This is a genomic window from Shimia sp. (assembly GCF_039969785.1).
In the GTDB taxonomy this organism is placed as follows: Bacteria; Pseudomonadota; Alphaproteobacteria; order Rhodobacterales; family Rhodobacteraceae; genus Shimia.
Window position 1 is genome coordinate 46,880 of record NZ_JBDVNC010000048.1, and the last position, 20,114, is coordinate 66,993.

The 20,114-nt window shown below is 56.5% G+C and carries 19 protein-coding genes; 10 read left to right on the forward strand and 9 right to left on the reverse strand.

Annotated elements, in window-relative coordinates; translation table 11 throughout:
• Window positions 1-49: 49 nt before the first annotated feature.
• Both ABJI08_RS21070 and ABJI08_RS21075 read left to right on the forward strand, forming a co-directional pair.
• On the forward strand, window positions 50-1,252 hold the full coding sequence (locus ABJI08_RS21070; RefSeq protein ID WP_348403817.1) for a pyridoxal phosphate-dependent aminotransferase: 1,203 nt from the start codon (window positions 50-52) through the stop codon (window positions 1,250-1,252).
• 19 nt (window positions 1,253-1,271) lie between these two features.
• Complete coding sequence (locus ABJI08_RS21075; protein ID WP_348403818.1) at window positions 1,272-1,679, forward strand: hypothetical protein; 408 nt, start codon at window positions 1,272-1,274, stop codon at window positions 1,677-1,679.
• Window positions 1,680-1,699: 20 nt separating this feature from the next.
• Here the strand turns inward: ABJI08_RS21075 and prfB are convergent, their stop codons facing one another.
• The 4 genes from prfB to ABJI08_RS21095 all read right to left on the reverse strand — a co-directional run bounded on the left by prfB (window position 1,700) and on the right by ABJI08_RS21095 (window position 6,325).
• A complete protein-coding gene (gene prfB / locus ABJI08_RS21080) occupies window positions 1,700-2,827 on the reverse strand; it encodes a peptide chain release factor 2 (protein ID WP_348404019.1) in 1,128 nt (375 codons plus the stop codon).
• Between the two features lie 84 nt (window positions 2,828-2,911).
• Window positions 2,912-3,301 carry a RidA family protein gene (locus ABJI08_RS21085; protein ID WP_348403819.1) on the reverse strand — a complete coding sequence of 130 codons (390 nt, stop codon included), beginning with the start codon at window positions 3,299-3,301 and terminating at the stop codon, window positions 2,912-2,914.
• A 14-nt stretch (window positions 3,302-3,315) separates the two neighbouring features.
• Window positions 3,316-5,871 carry a penicillin-binding protein 1A gene (locus tag ABJI08_RS21090; RefSeq protein ID WP_348403820.1) on the reverse strand — a complete coding sequence of 852 codons (2,556 nt, stop codon included), beginning with the start codon at window positions 5,869-5,871 and terminating at the stop codon, window positions 3,316-3,318.
• A 166-nt stretch (window positions 5,872-6,037) separates the two neighbouring features.
• On the reverse strand, window positions 6,038-6,325 hold the full coding sequence (locus ABJI08_RS21095) for a hypothetical protein (RefSeq protein WP_348403821.1): 288 nt from the start codon (window positions 6,323-6,325) through the stop codon (window positions 6,038-6,040).
• A gap of 101 nt (window positions 6,326-6,426) precedes the next feature.
• Between ABJI08_RS21095 and ABJI08_RS21100 the strand changes: the two genes are divergently transcribed.
• The gene (locus ABJI08_RS21100; protein ID WP_348403822.1) at window positions 6,427-7,350 is read left to right on the forward strand and encodes a LysR substrate-binding domain-containing protein; all 924 of its coding nucleotides are present in this window, start codon (window positions 6,427-6,429) and stop codon (window positions 7,348-7,350) included.
• 17 nt (window positions 7,351-7,367) lie between these two features.
• On the opposite strand, the gene ABJI08_RS21105 is transcribed toward ABJI08_RS21100, so the two are convergent.
• Window positions 7,368-8,597, reverse strand: a complete 1,230-nt coding sequence (locus ABJI08_RS21105) for an N-acetylmuramoyl-L-alanine amidase (protein WP_348403823.1) — start codon at window positions 8,595-8,597, stop codon at window positions 7,368-7,370.
• A 143-nt stretch (window positions 8,598-8,740) separates the two neighbouring features.
• The gene (locus ABJI08_RS21110; RefSeq protein WP_348403824.1) at window positions 8,741-9,892 is read right to left on the reverse strand and encodes an aminotransferase class I/II-fold pyridoxal phosphate-dependent enzyme; all 1,152 of its coding nucleotides are present in this window, start codon (window positions 9,890-9,892) and stop codon (window positions 8,741-8,743) included.
• A 56-nt stretch (window positions 9,893-9,948) separates the two neighbouring features.
• Here ABJI08_RS21110 and ABJI08_RS21115 point away from each other — a divergent pair, with 56 nt between their 5' ends.
• The 4 genes from ABJI08_RS21115 (at window position 9,949) to ilvN (ending at window position 14,839) form a co-directional block, all read left to right on the forward strand.
• Window positions 9,949-11,277 carry a M48 family metalloprotease gene (locus ABJI08_RS21115; RefSeq protein WP_348403825.1) on the forward strand — a complete coding sequence of 443 codons (1,329 nt, stop codon included), beginning with the start codon at window positions 9,949-9,951 and terminating at the stop codon, window positions 11,275-11,277.
• Between the two features lie 11 nt (window positions 11,278-11,288).
• Window positions 11,289-12,038, forward strand: coding sequence for a DsbA family protein (locus ABJI08_RS21120; RefSeq protein ID WP_348403826.1), 750 nt, complete (start codon window positions 11,289-11,291; stop codon window positions 12,036-12,038).
• Window positions 12,039-12,509: 471 nt separating this feature from the next.
• A complete protein-coding gene (locus ABJI08_RS21125) occupies window positions 12,510-14,264 on the forward strand; it encodes an acetolactate synthase 3 large subunit (protein ID WP_348403827.1) in 1,755 nt (584 codons plus the stop codon).
• Between the two features lie 11 nt (window positions 14,265-14,275).
• Entirely contained in the window at window positions 14,276-14,839 is a 564-nt protein-coding gene (gene ilvN / locus ABJI08_RS21130) for an acetolactate synthase small subunit (RefSeq protein WP_348403828.1), read from the forward strand.
• Between the two features lie 88 nt (window positions 14,840-14,927).
• On the opposite strand, the gene ABJI08_RS21135 is transcribed toward ilvN, so the two are convergent.
• The gene (locus tag ABJI08_RS21135) at window positions 14,928-15,302 is read right to left on the reverse strand and encodes a hypothetical protein (RefSeq protein WP_348403829.1); all 375 of its coding nucleotides are present in this window, start codon (window positions 15,300-15,302) and stop codon (window positions 14,928-14,930) included.
• A 245-nt stretch (window positions 15,303-15,547) separates the two neighbouring features.
• Here ABJI08_RS21135 and ABJI08_RS21140 point away from each other — a divergent pair, with 245 nt between their 5' ends.
• From ABJI08_RS21140 to ABJI08_RS21150, 3 genes are all read left to right on the forward strand, one after another.
• Entirely contained in the window at window positions 15,548-16,342 is a 795-nt protein-coding gene (locus ABJI08_RS21140) for a helix-turn-helix transcriptional regulator (protein ID WP_348403830.1), read from the forward strand.
• A 118-nt stretch (window positions 16,343-16,460) separates the two neighbouring features.
• Complete coding sequence (locus tag ABJI08_RS21145; protein ID WP_348403831.1) at window positions 16,461-17,624, forward strand: aromatic ring-hydroxylating dioxygenase subunit alpha; 1,164 nt, start codon at window positions 16,461-16,463, stop codon at window positions 17,622-17,624.
• Complete coding sequence (locus ABJI08_RS21150; protein WP_348403832.1) at window positions 17,621-17,833, forward strand: hypothetical protein; 213 nt, start codon at window positions 17,621-17,623, stop codon at window positions 17,831-17,833. The genes ABJI08_RS21145 and ABJI08_RS21150 overlap by 4 nt, the downstream gene beginning before the upstream one ends.
• Here ABJI08_RS21150 and ABJI08_RS21155 read toward each other — a convergent pair whose 3' ends face one another.
• Together ABJI08_RS21155 and ABJI08_RS21160 are read right to left on the reverse strand one after the other, a co-directional pair.
• Window positions 17,834-18,613: a DUF2189 domain-containing protein gene (locus ABJI08_RS21155; RefSeq protein ID WP_348403833.1), complete on the reverse strand. Its 780-nt coding sequence runs from the start codon at window positions 18,611-18,613 to the stop codon at window positions 17,834-17,836.
• A gap of 60 nt (window positions 18,614-18,673) precedes the next feature.
• Window positions 18,674-20,095: an amidase gene (locus tag ABJI08_RS21160; protein ID WP_348403834.1), complete on the reverse strand. Its 1,422-nt coding sequence runs from the start codon at window positions 20,093-20,095 to the stop codon at window positions 18,674-18,676.
• Window positions 20,096-20,114: the final 19 nt, after the last annotated feature.

Below are 20,114 nucleotides of genomic sequence, written 5' to 3' on the forward strand. Positions count from 1 at the left end.
TCGCGCGCACCCTAAGACATGGGTCTAGTGATTACAAACGAGGCCACCCATGTCTTTCCTGTCTGAGACACTTTCACGCGTCAAACCGTCCCCCACAATTGCCGTCACCACGCTGGCTGGCGAACTCAAAGCCGCCGGTAAGGACGTTATCGGACTGGGCGCGGGCGAACCCGATTTTGACACGCCGGAAAACATCAAGGCCGCCGGTATCGCCGCCATCAATGCTGGCAAAACGAAATACACTGCCCCTGATGGTATCCCCGAGCTGAAACAGGCGATCTGTGACAAGTTCCAGCGCGAAAACGGGTTGGACTATACGCCTCAGCAAGTTTCGGTCGGCACGGGCGGCAAACAGATATTGTACAATGCGCTGATGGCCACGCTGAACCCGGGCGACGAAGTTGTCATACCTGCCCCCTACTGGGTCAGCTACCCCGATATGGTTTTGCTGGCCGGCGGCACGCCTGTGATCGCACCCGCGACCCTGGAGAACAATTTCAAGATCACGCCGGCCGACCTTGAGGCGGCAATCACGCCAAAAACCAAATGGCTGATCTTCAATTCACCGTCCAACCCAACCGGAGCCGGGTATTCGCGCGATGAACTAAAAGGGCTGACTGATGTTCTGTTGCGTCACCCTCATGTCTGGGTGATGACCGATGACATGTATGAACATCTGGCCTATGACGGGTTCGAATTCTGCACCCCGGCGCAAATTGAACCGGCTCTCTATGATCGCACGCTGACCTGTAACGGCGTGTCCAAAGCCTATGCCATGACCGGCTGGCGAATTGGCTATGCGGCTGGCCCCGTAGAGCTGATCGCGGCAATGCGCAAAATTCAATCGCAATCGACGTCAAACCCCTGCTCGATCAGCCAATGGGCTGCCATCGAGGCACTGAACGGTCCGCAGGATTTCCTGACCACCAATAACGCTGTGTTCAAACGGCGGCGCGATCTTGTGGTGTCCATGCTTTCAGAGATCCCCGGCGTGACCTGTCCGGTCCCGGAGGGCGCATTTTACGTCTACCCGTCAATCGCCGGACTGATTGGCAAAACCACGCCAAGCGGTGTTACAATCGACAATGACGAAACCTTTTCGCGGGCATTGCTCGAAGAAACCGGCGTTGCAGTGGTGTTCGGGGCCGCCTTCGGTCTTTCTCCCAACTTTCGCGTCAGCTACGCTACATCTGACGAGGCACTAAGAACCGCGTGTGAACGCATTCAGGCGTTTTGCGCGAAACTGACCTAACGACTAACGGGGCACTATCATGAGCGGCGATCTGCCAGAGTATTACTTTCGGGTTCGCGAAAATGGCGCGGCTGTGTTTCGGGTGGATACCGAAAACCGCCAGCGCCGGATCGAAATGGACCAGATCGCCGTGGTCAACATCAAGAATGGCGAGGTCAAGCCGCAGGGCGACCGCAAATTGTCAGACTATGACGTTGATACCATCCGCACGTGGATGGACGAACGACGCGCGCTTCTGGCACAACGCGATATGGATGATATCCACCGCGCCGTGGATTACCTGAACCTGACCACGCAGTGGGTTCAATCAAAGGCCAGCGAAGAACAGCTTGAAGACATCACAGACGGGTTGCTTCTGGCCATGCATGATCTGCGCTCTGTTTTGGTGCGCAAAAAGGCCGACCGTCTGATCAAAGGCAAAAACTAAAGGCCCGGACGCGAGAGAATTTATTCTTCTGCCTGTGCGTCTGCGCGACTTTTGCCCGACACATCCATGGCCAGCGTCGCGGCCATAAACCCGTCCAGATCGCCGTCCAGCACCCCTTTGGTGTCGCTGGTTTCGTGATTGGTGCGCAGGTCTTTGACCATCTGATAGGGCTGCAACACATACGATCTGATCTGGTTGCCCCAACCGGCATCACCCTTGGCTTCGTGCGCCTCGTTGATGGCGGCGTTGCGCCGGTCCAGTTCTTGTTGATACAGCCGAGATTTCAACGCCTTCATGGCGATATCGCGGTTCTGGTGCTGAGACTTTTCCGAGCTTGTCACAACAATTCCGGTTGGAATGTGGGTAATGCGCACCGCCGAATCCGTGGTGTTCACGTGCTGACCACCCGCCCCGGATGACCGATAGGTGTCAATGCGGATATCCGACGGGTTCACGTCGATATCGATGTTGTCATCCACCACCGGATAAACCCAGACCGACGAAAACGACGTGTGCCGTTTCGCGGCCGAGTCATAAGGTGAAATTCGTACCAGCCGGTGCACGCCACTTTCCGATTTTAACCAGCCATATGCGTTGTGGCCGGTAATCTTGTAAGCAGCAGACTTGATCCCGGCTTCTTCACCCGCAGTCTCTGATTGCAGCTCGACCTTATAGCCCTTCTTTTCGGCCCAGCGGATATACATCCGCGCCAGCATACTGGCCCAGTCACAGCTCTCTGTGCCTCCGGCACCCGAATTGATCTCAAGAAACGTATCATTGCCGTCCGCCTCGCCATCCAGCAAAGCCTCCAGCTCTTTCTCAGCCGCCTTGACAGCCAGAGATTTCAGCGCCTGTTCGGCGTCCTTGATGACCTCGTCATCCTCTTCCATCTCACCCAGCTCGATCATCTCGACATTGTCGTTCATGTCGGTCTCGATGGATTGCACGGTTTCGATAGCATCCACCAGCATTTGCCGTTCGCGCATCAGCTTTTGCGCGCCATCCGGGTCGTTCCACAAATCCGGGTCTTCTACCCGGGCATTGAATTCTTCCAGCCGATATTCCGCCGTTTCCCAGTCCAGTCGCTGTCGCAACAGGTTCAGGGATTTTTCAATTTCGGCAACGGTGTTCTGTGCTTCGGCGCGCATGGGTGGAATTCCGTTCTTAGTGGTCAGATCAGCGTGATAGACCAGCCCACCCATACGAGCAACCTATGCCGCCTTAAAAAGCGCTCAGCCCCGGCGGGCAATGGCCCGGATTTCCACAAGCGCGCCATCACGCCTCAGCCCGGCCACCTCAACAGCGGTCCATGCCGGATACGGCGCTTTCAGGACATCTTTGCGCACGGCGTCAAAAACATCGAAATGCACCTTTAGGCTGATGTGATAGCTTGTCATTTCAACAACATCGTCAAGCGAACCGCCCGCCTCGGCCAGAACAGCACCAATCTTTGCAAAAGCACCCGTGAACTGATCTTCCGGGTCTTGAGGCATGGCACCATCTGGCGCGCTGCCCGTCATCCCGGTCAAAAAAACGTGGTCGCCCGAAATGATCCCGGGCAAAATATCAAGGTCGGCACCACAGCCCTGCAAATACCTGGGAACAATAGGAATGCGACTCAAACCAATGATGTCCTTTAGTAAAGCCCACCTGAGCTGACGGATCCAAAGTCGGCCTTTGGTCCCACGACCGCCTTCTTGCCCGACGAGGTGGTCACTTCACGCCCACCATAGCGCTCGACTTCCTCGATCAGAGGCAAATTGGACCCCATGGCAAAACCACCATCATATGAGATACCAAAGATCGGCTCTTCACCGTCACGGAAATACTCAGCCACAACCGATGCACCACTTGCGTCATCAGACAGGCGCGCGCCGGTATAACGGTCAATCTTGATGAAATGTCCGCCCGGCGGTACGCGGAACTTACCTCCACCGTATTTCTCGATCGCCTCTTTCATGAACTCCTGAAACACAGGTCCGCAAGTTGTGCCGCCATATGTTCCACGACCCAATGGGCGCGGACGGTCATGACCAATGTAACACCCCGCCACAATTGTCGACGTAAACCCAATGAACCACACATCTTTGGCTTCGTTTGTGGTTCCGGTTTTACCCGCCACAGGCACCGGCAGTTTGATCTGGCTGCTGGCCGTTCCGCGCGTCACGACGCCCTGCATCATCGACGTCAGCTGATAGGCGGTGATCGCGTTCATCACACGTTCGCGGTTGGTCACAATGCGCGGTCCACGTGTGTCGGGAATGGCGGGGTCTGCACAGTCGGTGCAATCACGCTGGTCATGGCGATAGATTGTCTTGCCGTATCGGTCCTGAACCCGGTCAACCAAAGTTGGTTCGACCCGCTCACCACCATTAGCGAACATGGCATAGGCCGCAACCATCTGAAACAACGTCGTTTCATCAGCCCCCAGAGAGTTGGCCAGAAACTCGCCCATCTGATCGTAAACACCAAACCGTTCGGCGTAATTGGCCACCAGATTCATGCCGATTTCCTGTGCCAGACGAATGGTCATCAGGTTCCGGCTCATCTCGATCCCGGTCCGCATGGGCGTCGGGCCATAAAACTTGTTCGTCGAGTTACGAGGCCGCCACAATCCCTGAGGTGTGTTGATCTCAATTGGCGCGTCGATCACGATTGTCGCCGGGGAATACCCGCTATCCAAAGCCGCAGCATAGACAAAAGGTTTAAAGCTCGATCCGGGCTGACGCTTGGCTTGGGTGGCGCGATTGAACACCGAATCCTGATACGAAAACCCACCCTGCATCGCGATAACCCGGCCGTTATTCACGTCCATGGCCATAAAGCCGCCCTGCACTTCAGGAATCTGGCGCAGCGACCAGCGTACAAATTCGCCGCTGTCATCTTTGGTGACGGCGCGTACCAGCACAACATCGCCAACCGAAACCAGATCGCCTGCAACCTTGCCCTTGCGCCCCAGCTGCCCGTCTTCCAGCCGCTTGCGCGCCCAGGTCACATCCTTGGCCGGCACCCAATGTCCGTCAGCGTCTTCCTCAATATCTTCGATCCCGATGCGTGCATCATTCTTGCCGACTTCCAGCACAACGGCGGGATGCCAAACACCTTCCAGATCAACATCACGCGGCACATCAAGCGCACTCAGCGCCTCACGCCACGCGGCCTCATCTGTCAACAAAGCAGGATCAATCACCTCCCCCGTACCACGCCAAACACCCCGGGATCGGTCATATTTTTCCAATGCATGGCGCAATGCGCGCGCCGCAATAGTCTGCATTTCCGGGTCAACCGTGGCGCGCACTGTCATACCGCCGGAAAAGAACTCCTCTTCCCCAAAGTCCCGGCTCAGCTGGCGACGGATTTCATCCGTGAAATAGTCACGCGGCGGCAACGAAGACTTAAAGCTCGCAAAGTCGCCATTCTGAACCGACCGCAGTGGCATTTCTCTTTCGGATTCATACACGGCCTGCGTGATATAGCCGTTTTCCTGCATTTCACGCAGCACAAAATTGCGCCGGTCCAACACGCGTTCTTTGTTGCGCACCGGATGAAATTTGCCCGGTGCCTTGGGCATTGACGCCAACGTTGCCGCTTCATGCGGTTCCAGCTCGCTCAGGTTCTTGTCAAAATAGGTCTGAGCCGCCGCTGCGACCCCATAAGAGTTTTGCCCCAGAAAAATCTCGTTCAGATACAGCTCCAATATCTGGTCCTTGCTCAGCGTTTCTTCGACTCGCGTCGCCAGTATGATTTCCTTGATCTTGCGCTCAATCTTGCGGTCGCCGGACAACAAAAAGTTTTTCATCACCTGCTGCGTGATCGTAGACGCGCCGCGCACATTCTGACCGCGTGACTGGATTGCCTCGACCCCGGCGGCCGCAATACCGCGCGCGTCATAGCCCTTGTGGCTGTAAAAATTCTTGTCTTCCGCCGAAATGAACGCTTCTTTCACCATGTCAGGAATTTCATCTGCCGGAACAAACAAGCGCCGTTCCTTGGCAAATTCATCCATGATCTGCCCTTCACCCGAATAAATCCGGCTGATGGTGGGGGGCTTGTACTGCGCGAGGCTTTCGTGACTTGGCAATTCCTGCCCGTAAATCCAAAACACCGCGCCAATCGACAAAGCCACCACCGCCACGCCCATCGTCAACAGGGTGAAAATCGCCCCGAAAAAGGAAAAGAAGAATCTTAGCACGCTTTTGTGCCCCCTACGCCCGCACTTCAGACCCTTCTATATAGTTCACCCGGACCGCGGTCAAAACACCCAGTTGTGTGTTTTCAGCGCCTTTTTGCCGCCACATGGGCGCAACATCCGTCATACACCTTGCCCATCGCCCAACAAACCATCCAAAACATTCGACTTAATCCCCAAGCCTGCCCGCTTGGGACACGGTAAAAACCTCAACCTCCAAATCATCCAACGTCAAGCACGATGTCTGGTGATCACTGCGATCTGCGTCTGTTTCAAATCCAACATCCGCCAACAAATGCAGAGACGTGTCCATTACGCGCTGCAAGGCTTTAATCTTGCGCCGCCTTTCGAAAAATACGGCCAAGTAATCGCGTAAAACATCAAACCTACCTTTTAGCCTTCGATTTGGTGGATTAGGTATTTTGACACAATCATATCCAGAAAACTGTGCGGTCATGTCAGTTAGTCCTTATAAATAGCGTATATTTCTAGCATCTACGGAATTACCCTTGCCTTCAAACCAAGCTTTTTAATAGTTTGGATTAGGAAAACTGATCCATGACACGCCTACCGCCTCTCAACGCCCTACGCGCTTTCGAAGCCGCCGCGCGCCACAATGGGTTTATTGACGCTGCCAGTGAACTTCATGTCACGCGCGGCGCCATCAGCCGTCACGTCGCCATTTTAGAAGAGCATCTTGGCGTCCAGCTGTTTCGCAGAAATCACCGCGGCGTAGAGCTAACCCGCGCAGGCCAATCGCTGTTGCCAGTCCTCAGCGACGCTTTTGCACGGATTTCAACCGAGACGGATCGCCTGTCTGCGGGCGCAACCGACCTCAGGATCATTTGTCCGCCCGGCCTGTCGATCCGCTGGTTGTTTCCACGGTTAGACCAGTTTCGCGCGCTGCACCCGGGCATTCGCGTCCGTCTCACTACTGAATTTTACGGCTATTCCGGGTTTGACAGCTCGGAATACGACCTTGGCGTCTCTCTTCAGCACTGGCCCGGGCGGGCCGATAATATCGTTGCCCAACCATTATTTCCTATGCGATTGGCTCCGGCTTGCGCTCCCGGTCTGGCCAACGCACAGTTACCCCTGCGAGACCCGGCCGATCTTCAAAACTTCACGCTCCTGCACGAAAACGCGTCAAAGGGCGACTGGGCCGCATGGGCACAGGCTTTCAACCTTCCCGAGCTTCATACGAACCACAGCGAGGTTTTTCCAAATCTTGATATGGCCACCCGCGCCGCCGTCATGGGCGGCGGCATTGTCATGGCCGACCTCTATCTTTGCCGGGAAGAGCTGGATCGCGGAGAGCTGACCCTACCCTTTCCCGACATGGCTTTTGAGACCAAAAACGGCCAATATGCGCTGATCGGACCACATGACCGGTGGGACGACCCAAAGATCAAGGCCTTTCGCGAATGGGCAACTACAGCGACACCAAACGCACCCGCCTGTCTGGTCAATATGCCACTTTAAAGTCCAATGCCGTTTGGCTACTGACGGACCAACGCCCGCGCCGCCTTGTCTGCGATAACCCAGGCTTGCAGCCCGTCGCGAATACCCGCTGCCATCGAAGCACGCCACCCTGCATCCTGCAGGTTTGCCAGATCTTTCTGCGACGACATGAACCCCAATTCGATCAGGATCGACGGCACATCTGCGGCCTTCAGCACTGAAAACGCAGCTTCACGATGCGCTTTGCGGTTCAAAGAACCGGTTGATTCGCGCAAAGCTCCGACCATTTCGCGGGCAAGCTGCTCTGTGCGCGGCTGTGTTTCCATCCGCGCCAGATCCAGCAAAACATCGGTCACCTCGTCATCAGCACCAGACAGATCGACGCCCGACAGGATATCAGCCCGGTCATGACGCTCTGCCAGCACGGCTGAGGCTGCATCACTGGCCTCTTTGGACAACGTGTACACCGTCGCACCATGCGCATGTCCCTGGCTCAGCGAATCCGCATGCAACGAAATAAACACATCCGCCCCCTGCTGATGCGCGATGGCAACCCGGCGTTCCAGCGATACAAACGCATCCTCGTCACGTGTCAGGATCACTTCAAACCCGCCCGAACGACGCAGCGTATCGCGCAATTCCCGCGCAAAGCGCAGCATCAGATCTTTCTCCAGAAACCCGTCCCGCTCAGCGCCCGGATCAATGCCGCCATGTCCCGGATCAATTACAACCACGGTTGGCGCCCAGTCCGGGCGCTCGGGGCGCGTGCGTTTGATGTCGGCAGGGGCAGGTAAGTCCCAACGCGGATCATAGGGCGCGCCCGATTGTGCAGCATAGTCCAGCGGCCCGGCAGGCTTCAGCTCAACAACCAAATGCGCCCGCCCGCTGGTCTCATCCACCTGCATTCCGGCCGCATCCACCAGCATCGGCTCCGCAAGATCAAGAACCATGCGGCTCCAACCCGGCCGATACAAACCGAACCGCACCGTTTCAACGCCTTCTACCGTCCCCAGATCAGCCGGGGCCACGCCGCTCCAGTCAATCTCGCGAAAATCAAGCACCACCCGTCGCGGTTCATCCAGATGGAACACCCGCCAAGGCACCCCCTGACTAAGGTCCATCTCCAACGTAATCGCCCCGCGCCATCCCTCAGACAGCCCGCTGCGCGCCACGTTCAGCCGCGCCAGCCCGGAAAATTCCTGCGCACTGGCCAACCCGGCCAACCCAGCCCAGAACACGGCCGCAAAAAATACAAATACTCTGCTCATTGCCCCTCACACGGGTTTCTTGCCGGTGAACCTACACCAGCCTCACGGCCCCGAGAACCCCACCCAATCTTCATTTTGCCAAAACTTCTCCGGGGGTGAATTGGGCCGCTCGCGACCCAAGAGGGGGCAGCGCCCCCTGCCCGTCACACAAATCCGCGCTTGCGCATGAATTTTTGCAACCGCTCAAGACCCTCAGCAATGTCCGCGCTGGCACGGGCATAGGAAAACCGCAACGTCTGATGTCCCCGTGCCGGGTCAAAATCCAAACCCGGTGTCACTGCAACCCCGGCTTCGTCCAGAACGGAACGCGCAAAGGCGCGACTGTCTTCGGTAAAGGCACTGACATCCACGTAGACGTAAAACGCGCCATCCGGCGGCGCAAAATGGCGAAAACCCGCCTTGGGCAAACCCTCAATCATCAGCGCCCGGTTTGTGCGATAGACATCCATGTTGGCCTCAAGCTCGTCCTTACACGACATCGCTGCCAACGCGGCAACCTGACTGGCATGGGGGGCGCAAATGAACATGTTCTGCGCCAACCGCTCAATCTGGCGCACATGATCCTCAGGCACTACCATCCAGCCAACCCGCCATCCGGTCATGCTGAAATACTTGGAAAACGAGTTGATAACATAAGCCTCATCGGTAATCTCAAGCGCCGTCACCGCTTTGGCCTCATATTCAATACCGTGGTATATCTCATCGCTGATAAAAGCCGCCCCTTTGGCGTGACACATCTCGACCAAAGCCGACATGGCCGGACGATCCAGCATGGTTCCGGTTGGATTGGCAGGTGATGCAACCATCAAACCTTCAAAATCTAACGCACCAAGGTCATCGGGCACCGGTTGCAGCCGGTTTTGTGGCGCGGTCTGAATGTCCAGTGGTTCCAGCGACAATGCCTTTAAAATCTGGCGATAACTTGGATATCCCGGTGCCCCGATTGCTACCCGGTCACCCGCATCAAACAGCGCTGTGAACGCCAGCAAAAAGGCACCGGACGAACCCGGGGTCACAATCACCCGCTCCGGGTTCAGATCAACGCCGTACCATGTGTCATACAGCGCCGCGATTCGCGCGCGCAGTTCCGGGATACCCAACGCGACCGTATATCCCAGCGCGTCTTGCTGCATCGCTTGCGTCAGCGCCAACCGCGCCCCTTCCGGTGCGGCAGTGCCCGGCTGACCCACCTCCATATGAATAATATGACGCCCCTCAGCCTCGGCTTGCCGGGCGGCTTCCATGACATCCATCACAATAAAGGGATCAACTGCCCCGCGTCTTGAGTTCCGCATCAAATTCGTCCCTATTGTCGTTCATGAGGTTTCACCGCGAAATGACGGCGCCGTCAATGCATGCTTTTCAACTGTTTGCCGCCTGTCTGGCGGCTTTGTGCGCTTTGGTTTGGACCGCATTGCCCGCACGCGCCGCCTCTCTGATCCGCGATCCCGACATCGAACACGCGCTGACACAAATGGCTGCCCCGATTCTGGCCGCTGCCGGACTTGGAGGCAATGTGCGTATTCTGCTGGTCAATGACCGGTCGCTGAACGCATTTGTCGTCGATTCCCAACACATCTTTATTCACACCGGCATGATCTCCAAAATGGACACGCCGGAAAAACTTCAGGCGGTCATCGCGCATGAGGCGGCCCATATTGCCAATGGTCACATTGCCCGCCGCATGGCCAATCTGGATTCGACCCGCTCTCTGGCCGGGCTTGGTATCGCGCTGGCGATCGCCGCGGCGGCTGCAAGCGGACGGGGGGATGTCGGATTTGGACTGGCGGCCGGAACGCAATCCGCTGCGCAACGCCAGTTTCTGGCCCACACCAGATCCGAAGAAGCCTCGGCCGATCAATCCGGCGTGCGTTATCTGGCATCCGCAGGCATCGATCCGCAAGGCGCAGTCGAAGTGCACAAGGATTTCGTGGGGCAGGAACTCCTGAACGTGTCGCGGCAAGACCCCTACACCCGCTCACACCCATTATCGCGTGACCGCGTGCGGGCAATGGAGCGGTTTGTCGCCGCCTATTCCGGCAAAGCCCGCCCACAGCCTGAACTGGAATACTGGTACGAACGCGCGCGTGGCAAACTCACCGCGTTCCTGAACCCGCCAAAATGGACGCTGAAACGCGCGCGCGAAAGCAAACACCAAGACATCCGCCTGATGCGCGAGGCCGTTGCCTATCACCGGCTGTCAGACCGGACCAAAGCGCTGAGCCGTATTGATGCAGCGCTGGCCTTGCGCCCAAACGATGCCTATTATTATGAACTCAAAGGCCAGATCCTTCTGGAAAGTCGTCAATTTCAATCAGCGGTCAACGCTTACAGACGCGCTGTTGACCTAGCGCCCTACAACACGCTGATCCTTGGCGGGCTGGGCCGGTCGTTGTTGACTGTGGACCGCCCCAAAGAAGCTCTCAAGTATCTCGAAACGGCGCGGTCCCGCGATTTCCGTGACCCCAAAGTCCTGCGCGATCTGGGTTCTGCCTATGCACGTACCGGCCAAAATGGCATGGCGTCGCTGGCCACAGCGGAACGGTATGCCCTTGCAGCTCGCCTCAAAGACGCCGAAATACATGCAAGACGGGCCATCGGCCTTTTGCCGCGTGGCTCGGGTGCATGGCGGCGTGCAGATGACATTCTCGTGGCGGCCAAACGCGCCGCCAAAAAATAACGGAGATTTAAATGAAACGCCTATTATCCTCTACTATCCTTGCTCTGGGGCTGGCCGCCGCGCCGGTCATGGCGTTTGACATGGGCTCTATGTCGGACGAAGAACGCGCGATATTCCGCGCCGAAATCCGCTCTTACCTGCTCGACAATCCACAAGTGATCATGGAAGCCGTCGAACTTCTGGAACAGCGCAACGCCGCGGCTGACGCAGCGCATGATATGGCGCTTGTGCAAAACAACACAGACGCGTTGTTTGATGACGGCTATTCTTGGGTCGGCGGCAATCCCAATGGCGACATCACTCTTGTTGAATTCATTGACTACCGCTGTGGCTATTGCCGCAAGGCGTTTGACGAGGTTGAACAGCTGCTTGAAAACGATGGTAATATTCGCTTGATCGTCAAGGAATTCCCCATTTTGGGCGAAGACTCGGTTGTCAGCTCGCGCTACGCCATCGCCGTGAAACAAACGATGGGCGACGAAGCGTATAAGCTGGCCCATGATGCCCTGATCACATTCAAAGGCGACGTGAATACCGGGTCTTTGACGCGCATTTCGGAAAGTCTGGGATTTGACGCCGATATACTGCTGGCCCGAATGGACAGCGACGAGGTGACAGAAGAAATCCGCCAAACCCGCGCACTAGCGCAAAACCTCAAAATCTCGGGGACACCAACGTTTGTGATGCAGGACCAACTGTTGCGCGGCTACCTGCCGCTGAACAACATGACGGCATTGGTCGCGGAAAAGCGCACCCGGTAACCAACGCCTGCCCTGTTGATCGAAACCCGCTTTGCCTTGGCATAGCGGGTTTTTTTGTGGGTGCCCCTGAAGCCCCGCTCTCACAGCACGATTCCCGATGCTATTGGCGAAACCCGATGTGCCATTACCAGGCAAAGCCGCCGCAAGAGGCAAAATGTCGACAACCACAACCATAATCGGCAAATATTTTGCGCATATGTCCCGAACAACACCTCAAACGCAACTTTCGAAAAGAAAAAGATGTCCTCGCGACAGTTTTTCTACTGCATTGGCGGTTGACGCCGCGACGCGGCGCAAATAAGGTCCGGTTCGACCACAAAAGGAACCCGACAATGCAAATGCTAGTCGTCGTATTAGAGAAATGGCGCATGGGCCGGTAACGGACACCATATTGGTACCCCATGCGCCCCCGTCAAATGTCGGGGGTTTTTTTGTGCGAATAAATTGATGACGTTGTAAGTGGAGAGATAAATGGCACGTCAGATGACCGGAGCGAGAATGGTAGTTCAGGCCCTCAAGGATCAGGGTGTGGACACGGTATTCGGATATCCCGGCGGGGCTGTCCTGCCGATTTATGACGAAATCTTTCAACAGAATGACATCCGCCACATTCTGGTGCGTCACGAACAGGGTGCTGTGCACGCTGCCGAAGGCTATGCCCGTTCTACAGGCAAAGTTGGTGTTGCGCTGGTAACGTCCGGTCCCGGGGCCACCAATGCGGTGACCGGTCTGACCGACGCGTTGCTCGACTCCATCCCGATTGTTGTTCTGACCGGACAGGTGCCCACCTTTATGATCGGCTCGGATGCCTTTCAGGAGGCCGACACCGTTGGCATCACCCGACCCTGCACCAAGCACAACTGGCTGGTCAAAGACACGGCCGACCTGTCGGGAACCATTCATCAGGCATTCCATGTCGCGCGCTCGGGCCGTCCGGGTCCGGTGCTTGTCGACATTCCCAAAGACGTTCAGTTCGCCGGTGCCGACTATACCGCGCCGGAGGCGGTCAATACATCGACCTATCAACCCCAGCTGCGCGGCGATATCGAGATGATCAACGAGCTGGTCGAAGCACTGGAAACCGCCGAACGCCCAATTTTTTATACTGGCGGCGGCGTAATCAATTCCGGCCCTAAGGCCAGCGCCCTGTTGCGCGAACTGGTCGAGGCCACAGGCATTCCGATCACCTCAACCCTGATGGGGCTGGGGGCTTATCCCGCATCCGGCAAAAACTGGTTGGGCATGCTGGGCATGCACGGCCTTTATGAGGCCAACATGGCGATGCATGGCTGTGACCTGATGATCAACATTGGTGCGCGCTTTGATGACCGCATCACCGGTGTGCTCGACGCGTTCTCGCCCAACTCGATCAAAGCACATATCGACATTGATCCCAGCTCGATCAACAAAGTGATCAAAACGGATATTCCGATTGTTGGTGACATCGCCCACGTACTGGAAGACGTGCTCAAAGTCTGGAAGGCCCGTGGTCGGACGCTGAACCGGGAAGGCATTGCCAACTGGCAGTCTCAGGTTGATGAATGGCGCAAAGTCGACTGTTTGAAATACAAGCAGGAAGGCAAGATTATCAAACCTCAATACGCGCTCCAGCGCCTTGAGGCTCTGACCAAAGACCACGACCGCTATATCACCACCGAAGTGGGCCAACATCAGATGTGGGCCGCGCAATATCTTGGCTTCGAAGATCCAAACCGCTGGATGACGTCCGGTGGACTGGGCACCATGGGCTATGGCTTTCCGGCCTCGATCGGCGTTCAGATGGCCCATCCCGTGAGCCTCGTGATCAACGTGGCTGGCGAAGCCTCGTGGCTGATGAACATGCAGGAAATGGGCACAGCCGTTCAGTTCCGCCTGCCGGTGAAACAGTTCATCCTGAACAACGAACGCCTCGGCATGGTGCGCCAGTGGCAGGAATTGCTGCACGGCGAACGCTATTCGCACTCCTGGTCCGAAGCCCTGCCCGACTTTGTGAAGCTCGCCGAAGCGTTTGGCGCCAAAGGCATCTATTGTGACAGCGCCGACGATCTGGATGACGCAATTCTTGAGATGATCAACCATGATGGTCCGGTGATCTTTGATTGCCTCGTCGAAAAGCACGAAAACTGCTTCCCGATGATCCCGTCAGGTAAACCCCACAATGAAATGCTTCTGGGCGAAACCTCGACGCAAGGCGCAATCGAAGCCGGCGGCGCGGTGTTGGTGTAAGGAGAAAGAATATGGCTGCTCTAAAAATCAAAAAAGGCTCTAACAAGCATTCGGCCTATAACCTACGCCCCAATTTTTCGGACGTTCAGGAAACTCACACACTTGCCGTTGTGGTCGACAACGAACCGGGTGTGCTTGCTCGTGTTATTGGTCTGTTTGCGGGCCGGGGATACAATATCGAAAGCTTGACGGTGGCCGAGATTGACCACACCGGGCATCAGTCACGCATCACTGTTGTGACCACAGGTACCCCTCAGGTGATCGAACAGATTAAAACCCAGCTGGGCCGCATCGTCCCGGTTCACAAAGTGCACGATCTGACAGTCGAAGGACCGTCGGTCGAACGCGAACTTGGATTGTTCAAAGTCTCTGGTGCTGGCGACAAGCGCGTTGAAGCCCTGCGGCTGGCCGACATCTTTCGCGCCAATGTGGTCGATAGCACACTGGAGAGCTTTGTGTTTGAAATCACCGGCGCGCCCGAAAAAATCGACGCATTTGCAGATCTCATGCGCCCACTCGGGCTGGTCGAGGTGGCGCGCACCGGCGTCGCTGCGTTGGCGCGCGGACCCGAGTAAGGCAGTCTACAGTGTCTAATGTAGAAAGGGGCCACTTGGCCCCTTTTTTTGTGGTCTGACTGTCACGTTCTGACGGTCAGAATGTGGATCAGGCAAGTTCCAGTGAACGCTCCTGCTGACGCGGCTGCGCCGGTGCAAACGGAATAATCTTTGCAGAAACCATCGCCTCCTCGGGATCAGTTTTCTCGACAATGGTGTTGTCCGATTTCGCTGCGGGCCGTGTTGCGCTCAACGTATCGGGTAGTCCCGCGAAGGCGCCCTGACCAACGCGACGAGGATTTCTGGCGAGGCGTTGATGCCGATCTTCGCGCAAATCAAATTGTACCAAATCACCAGCATCAAAATCCAAAAGAGCGTCAGGTCGTTCTGATCCGCCATTAAAGAATGCCAAATCGCCATGATCCTCGCACCAGATCACCGCCTTATTGTCATTCGTATCACTCCAGAGAATCACGCCAAGCATCTGAGTTCTAACTCCTTTTTGCCTCTACACTGAGTGTCACAAAAGAACCGACCTCACGACATTGAAATTTGCGCGTCGGTTCTTGAAAAATTGTGTCGACTTTAAAAATAGCTGATGCCACTATGCGTCAAGATGATGCTTAATAGCGTCAACAGCGAACACAGAATGATAATACGCGCGCCAAAAAGTAGAACAAGTCGCGACAGCACCAACCGGAGAGAGAATTGAACGACGCAACTTCGACCATGAGAGTGCAGAAATCTCCTGCCGAGCTGCGCCAGATGCTTGGCAATAATCTGCGGATTCTGGCGGAGGACTTTCCGTCGGTGTCTCGATTATGCAGGGAGCTGGGGATCAACCGAACCCAATTCAATCGCTACCTTTCCGGCGAGAGTTTTCCGCGTCCTGACGTACTGCACCGCATTTGCACCTTCTTCAATGTAGACGCCCGCATCTTGCTTGAACCGATGGACGAACAGTCCGGCGACCGTGGCGTACTCAACCATCCGTTGATTGCTGACTATGTCGGCACGGGCATGACGGATATCCCTCAGGATGTATTTCCAGACGGATTTTACCGCTTTTCACGCCGTAGCTTCATCGAGCAAGACCTGATCATCATTGGGCTTGTTTATGTTTTCCGCAAAGATGACCACACGTTTCTGCGCGGTTACGAAGCCAAAGAAGCAATGCGTCAGCAAGGTCTGCCCACCGACAGCGCGACCCGTGAATTCCGCGGCGTGATACTGCCTCAGGAAGATGGGGTTGCCGCGATGGTCAGCCATGCGCGAACCATGGCGACCTCCTTTAATTACCTCAGCCGGGTTGCGTCGTTTCAGAACCACTACTGGATTGGCTACGCAACGCGCACCGTCCGCGAAACCGTGACCGGGTGCCGCGCGGCCCGTCTTGTCTATGAACATCTGGGTAAAAACACCGGTACAGTTCTTCAGGCTGCGCGCTCTGTCGGCTTTTGCAGCCCGGATGAATTGATGCCCTATCACCGCAAATTATTGCAATTGGAACGCCCATTCAGCTGATAAAGCTGATGCCAAGTAACGCCACTGCGTGTCGGTCTGCGTCACGTCAGGTCGCAGACCGGCAATTTACCCCCCTTGTTTCGGCTACTCTTTTGTCATTCTGGCAAGGAGAATCGCCATGTCATCGACCCCGACAAATCTGGATGCGGTGCGCCAGCCAATTGAGATGGCCAACGGTCTGTCGAATGCGCATTACATCGATCCAGCGCAGTTTCAGGAAGAAAAACACGCCGTCCTGACCAGCACATGGGCTGGTCTTGCCGCAGCTGCTGATGTGCCGGATCCTGGCGACGCGGTGCCGATGACGTTTCTTGGCATGCCGTTGCTGTTGTTGCGCGACAAACAGGGACAGGTGCGTGTGTTCAACAATACCTGCCGCCATCGTGGCATGATACTGGTAGACGCCCCCCGTAACATTCAGGGCGCCATCCGCTGCCCTTACCACTCCTGGTGCTATTCCACAGAAGGCCGCCTTGTCACCACGCCACATGTCGGCGGACCGGGGCAGAACACCCATGACGCCCTGGACCGCTCCGAACTGGGGCTGATCGAATTGCGCAGCTACATCTGGCGCGACATTGTATTTGTGAACATCTCCGGCGATGCCCCGCCCTTTGAAGAGGTGCACAGCGATCTCATCAGCCGCTGGGCAGAACACGACAAGCCGCTCTTTCACGGCGGCGCAGACAGTTGTTTTAAGCTGCCGGTCGCCACCAACTGGAAACTCGCGGTCGAAAACTATTGTGAAAGCTATCACCTGCCGTGGGTCCATCCCGGCCTCAACAGCTATTCCCGGCTCGAAGACCACTACAATATCGCGGAACCCGGCAAATATTCAGGTCAGGGCACGTTGGTCTATCGCCAACTCAAGGACGAGACCGGCGAAACCTTCCCGGATTTTCCGGGCCTCTCATCACAATGGGACGAAGGCGCGGAATATATCACCGTCTACCCCAACGTCCTGCTGGGTGTGCAACGTGACCACGCTTTTGCCATCGTGCTTGAACCGGTCGACACGCAAAACACGGTCGAACACATTCATCTCTATTATGCGACACCGTCGACCGATGACGCCCTGCGCGCCAAAAACACAGCCCAGTGGAAAGAAGTTTTCGAGGAAGACATCTTTGTTGTCGAAGGCATGCAAAAGGGCCGCCACGCACCGGGTTTTGACGGCGGACGCTTTTCACCCGCCATGGACGGCCCCACGCATTGTTTTCATGATTGGGTCGCCATGCGTCTGCAAATGCACCGCGCGGCGCAACCTGACGTCGCTGAATGAGCGATCTTGACCAGCGTCTGCTTGATGCACATCGTGCAGATGACAAACAGGCGCTGGTGACGCTTTACACGCAAGCCGCCGGGCAGGCGAACACATCCGATGCCGCCGGGTTCTATCTGACACACGCCTATGTCTACGCGCTTGAAACCGGCGACCCAGCAGCGACAGCACTGCACTTGCAGCTTAAGGCAATGGGGCGCGACGCCTGATCAATCCTCGGCAGCGTGCTGCATCAAAGAATAGAGATGCCACGTGGCATGCCCCAAAAGCGGCAAAACGATCAGCAATCCCAGAAATCCCGGCAACAGCGCAAGAAAGGTTAAACCGGCAATCACCGCCGCCCAGATCAACATCGTCACAAAGTTGTTCTTCACGGCCGTAAAGCTGGTGATCATCGCGGTCACAAAATCAACTTCGCGATCCAGCAATAGCGGTAGTGAAATAACTGTGATCATATAAAGCAACAACGCAAACGCACCGCCAACCAAACTGCCAAACGCCAGCATCTGCAACCCGGTGCCCGTCAAATAGACCTCAAACGAGCTGGACACGTTGGTCATGGCCGACATTCCAAGGAACAGCGCGAAAATCATGTGTGACAGGAAGAACCAGAAGAGAAACACAATGATGATCACTGCGCAGATTGAAGGCAATTGCCGCTTGCTCTGGCGTCCGATCACGCCAAAAATCGCGTACCAGTCCATCGCTTCGCCCCGTTCAAGCCGGCGTGACACTTCATACAATCCAACGGCAGCAAATGGTCCGATCAACGGAAATCCAATTGCCGCAAAAACCAGCCAATAGGTTTGCCCGGTCGCCATCGTGACCCACGCCATCAGCCATCCGGCAATCACGTAAAATAACGCAAATACAATCCCATATCCGGGCTTTGCCTTGAAATCCTGCCATCCCTTGCGCAATGCGTCGCGCAGCATCGCGACATCTACTGCGCCCAGCTCGGGCACACCTCTTTGCGGTGTTTGCGGCATGCATTCCTCCCTCTGCATGGTCTCGTATTTCCGCCAAAAGACAGGGTTTATCAGAACAAATCAAGCATTCTGAATATTTGGAGGGAATTTTTGCGGCCACCGCGTAGCCTCGTGGTAGGCATGTGCCACATTTAACAGCGCTACGTCGTTGCCTTTGGCGGCAATCAGCTGCATTCCCATCGGCAATCCACCGGCATTAAACCCAACCGGAACGCTGATCGCCGGCACCCCAATCAGGCTCACCGGCACCATCACATGCATCCAGCGGTGATAGGTATCCATATCCACCCCGGCAATCGATTTGGGCCAGTCCCAATCCGCAGGAAACGGCCAGCATTGCGCGGTTGGCAATGCTAAAACATCGCAGCTTTCAAATATGTCTGCCGCCGTTTCAAACCACCGCGCCCGCGTGACACAGGCCTGGTGCAAGGCCCGCGCCTGCATCGCCAACCCACGTTCAATCTCCCATTGGGCCTCTGGCTTTAATCGGGCGCGCCGGGTCGGGTCCTCAAACATATCCGCCATCTCAGCCGCCAGCGCAAAGGCGCGCAGATCAGACCACGCCTGAAACAGGGCCTCGGCATCATAAGGTGCATCCATCGGTGTTACCTGCGCGCCCAGCGCCTGCAGGGCGCTCAGACCACCCTGACACAGATCGATAATGCCATCTTCCATCGGCAGGGCTCCGCCCCAATCACCCAGCCATCCCACACGCGTCCCGTTCAGCGTGGTTTGCCCGGACAAGTCCCAGCTTTGTTTGGGCATGTTAAGGGGCACGCGCGGGTTTGGCTGCGCCAGAACCTGCATCATCAGCGCAATATCATGTGGCGCACGTGCCATCGGACCCATTGTCGATATCTGCTGCCAGAACGTATCGCCACCCGGCTCGCGCGGCACATATCCCAGACTGGGGCGAAACCCATAGACGTTATTCCAACCCGCCGGATTGCGCAGCGATCCCATCATGTCGGACCCATCCGCCAGCGCCACCATCCCACAGGCCAGCGCCGCCCCTGCCCCGCCAGACGATCCACCTGCCGTGTAGCCTGCCCCATAAGGGTTGCGTGTAACGCCATGCACCGGGTTATAGCTGTGGCTGCCCAATCCGAATTCCGGCACGTTGGTCTTGCCGATGAAAATTGCGCCTGCTTCACGCATCAACCCGACAAACCGCGCGTCCCTGGTCGATATTCTGTCAGCGAACAATGGCGAGCCTTCGGTATTGCGGGTGCCTTTCACATCCGCCAGACCTTTGACGGCCAGCGGCACACCGTGCAACGCGCCTCGGCTGGTGGCTTCATCCGCCGCCCGGGCCTCCGCCATCAGGGTATCGGCTGGTCGAAGATCAATAATGGCATTCACAGCCTCGTTGCGCACCGCTATACGGCCCAGCGTGGCCTGCATCACATCCTGTGCGCGCAGCTGCCCACCGCGCAGCGCTGCCACCAGATCAACCGCATCCCAGTCCAGAAAATTCGTCACGTGTTCCTCCCCTTTGTTC